At 31.9% G+C, this 2,815-nt stretch carries 3 protein-coding genes; all 3 read left to right on the top strand.

Annotated elements, in window-relative coordinates:
* Positions 1–279: VOC family protein (locus ACRC03_RS16950; RefSeq protein WP_438653782.1), on the top strand; the 279-nt coding region annotated here is incomplete at its 5' end.
* A gap of 26 nt (positions 280–305) precedes the next feature.
* Positions 306–2,579: an oxidoreductase gene (locus tag ACRC03_RS16955; protein ID WP_438653783.1), complete on the top strand. Its 2,274-nt coding sequence runs from the start codon at positions 306–308 to the stop codon at positions 2,577–2,579.
* A 12-nt stretch (positions 2,580–2,591) separates the two neighbouring features.
* Positions 2,592–2,815 (top strand): TetR/AcrR family transcriptional regulator (locus ACRC03_RS16960; protein WP_438653784.1); only part of this gene is annotated, 224 nt, incomplete at its 3' end.

The raw sequence follows: 2,815 nt of genomic DNA on the forward strand, positions 1-2,815 counted from the left end.
GAAACTGCTTTGTGGAACAAAACAGGAATAACTCATTTAACATTAGATGTAAAAAACGTTCCAAAATACTATGAAGAATTAAAACCTCAGGGAGTAGAATTTCTCTGTGAACCTCAATACACAAGTGGAACTTGTTGGGTGTTTCTAAAGGATATGGATGGAAATCTAGTGGAGTTAATAGATATGAAATCTCAGTATTTTCTATTAAAAAAATTAGGTGGAATCGCAGGATACTTTATGAGAAAAGGAAAATTAAAAAGGTTTTATAAAGAAAACTAATAGTAACTTACAGAGAAGGGATAAGTATGAGTGATATATATGAAAATAAAATTGAAGAAATAGTAAAAGACATTCAAACTTGGTTTGATGATGAAAAAAGAATGGAAGAAGGAAAGTTTACCAATAATTTATATCCCTATAAAAGTCTATTTGAGCCTATCTATATTAACGACTTAAAACTAAAAAATAGAATAGTAATGGGACCTATGGGGAATATAAGCTTTTGTGATAATAGCGGAAAACCTAACAACAAGCTTATAGAATACTATCTAGAAAGAGCCAAAGGAGGAACTGGCTTAATTATTAGTGGTATGGTACCAACTAACTATAAGGATGACCCTTCTTATGGTGACAAGAATGCAACAGGTATATTTCCTAGAATAGATACTCATAGAAATGGATTATCTGGATGGAAGGATATAGTTGAAGGTTGCCATGCCTATGGAAGTAGATTTTTTGTTCAGTTAGCACCAGGAATGGGTAGAGTAGGAAATCCAGAATGTTTACTCAAAAAGTTTAAACTACCCATATCCTCTTCACTTAACTCAAACTGGTATATTCCTCAGATTCCATGTAGACCTATTACTAATTTTGAAATAAAAAAAATCATAAAACATACTGGAGAAATAGCCGCAGATTTTAAGTATCTGGGAGTAGATGGAGTACATCTTCATGGTCATTCAGGATATCTAATAGAACAGATGACAGACCCAGCATTTAATAGAAGAAAGCTAGGAAGATACTCTAATTGGCAAAACTTCGGTTTGGATTTAGTGAGAGAAGTAAGAAAAAAATGTGGAGATAGATATCCTATATATTATAGAATAGACCTTTCCTTGGCTCTAAAAGAGACTTATAAAGATAGGTTGATTAGTGAAAAGGAACTAAAGAAGTTTAATAAAGGAAGAACTCTAACAATGTCATTGGAATACATGAAAAATCTAGTAGAAGCTGGAGTTGATGCCTTTGATGTTGATATGGGAGGATATGAAAACTGGTGGTTGCCTCATCCGCCTAATGGTATGCCACCAGGAGTATATTTAGGATTAAGCTCCTTGGTCAAAGAATATTTTCTAAAAAATAAAATCCTTTCCAATAGAGGTAAAGAAGTACCAATTATTGCCGTTGGAAAGTTAGGATATCCAGATTTAGCTGAAAGTGCCTTAAGAGAAAACAAAGCAGATATGATACTACTATCAAGACCATTACTAGCTGACCCCAACTGGCCAAATAAAGTCTATGGTGGTAAAGTAGATGAAATCATTCCATGTATCGGAGACCATGAAGGATGTTTAGCACAACTATCAACAGGAGGACATCCACAATGTGCAGTAAATCCAAGGACTGCCTTTGAAGATGTATATCAAAAAGAAATAATAAAAAGTGAAATAAAGAAAAAAATAGCAGTAGTAGGAGCAGGACCATCAGGAGCAGTATTTGCAAGTACAGCTTCAAGGAGAGGTCATGAAGTAGTATTATATGATAGAAATTCTAAAGCTGGTGGAATGCTACTTTTAGGGTCAGTACCAAAAATTAAATTTGATGTAAAAAACTATATAGATTATTTAAACTTAAACCTATCAAAAGCCAAGGAAGACTTTGGATTAAAAGTACATTTCAACACTAATATAACCATAGAAGAATTGAAAAAAGAAGATTATGATACTATAGTATTTGCTACAGGTACAAATGTGTTTATACCAAAAATACCAGGTATAGATAATGAAAAAATAGTAAAAGGACTAGATTTTTTAAGAAATCCGATATTAAAGGATGAGGAAAAAGATATTGTAGTAATTGGTGGTTCAGATGTAGGTTGTGAGGTGGCTTATATGATTTCTCGTGAGTTTAAAGACAAAAAAGTTACCATAGTAGAAATGCAACCACATTTTATGAGTAAGAGCTGTACTTCAAATAGAGGATTTATGATACATCATCTAAATGAGATGAATGTAAAATTAATGAATTGTACGGTAGTTAAAGAAATAAATGATAATAAAATAATAGTTTCAAAAAATATTGATAAAGGTGTTCCAGATCCAACTGTAACATGGCGACCTATTTTACCAGAGAATGTGGTTAATCCATTTAGTAAGACCCTTGGAAATAAAGAAAAAATAATAGAATTAGAATACGATAAAATTGTACTATGTACGGGAACTTACTCTAATGATAAATTATTTGAAGAATGCAAAAGAGAAGGATTAGGAAGAGAAATATACAACATTGGAGATTCTTTTTCTCCGGGAAGAGTTTTAGAAGCTGTTAAAAGTGGTTACAGACTGGGATATAACATTTAAAGGAGAAAAGTTATGGAATATATGCAGTATTTATCCATGGAGAATACAAGTCAATTTTGCAAGCCTACTTTTAATAACATACCCAATGAGAAGCGAAATAGAATACTTGAAGAAGCAGAAAAAGAATTTGCACAAAAAGGATTTATAGGAGCAAATATAAATAAAATATCAAAGAATGCAGGTATAAGTATAGGGTCAATGTATAGCTATTTTGAATCTAAGGAAGATTTATATCT

This window comes from Romboutsia sp. (assembly GCF_051659545.1).
GTDB lineage: Bacteria > Bacillota > Clostridia > Peptostreptococcales > Peptostreptococcaceae > JBOFOR01.

Excerpts from the sequence above, each read along its gene's own strand:
- ACRC03_RS16955 (WP_438653783.1), top strand. The coding sequence starts at position 306 with ATGAGTGATATATATGAAAATAAAATTGAAGAAATAGTAAAAGACATT.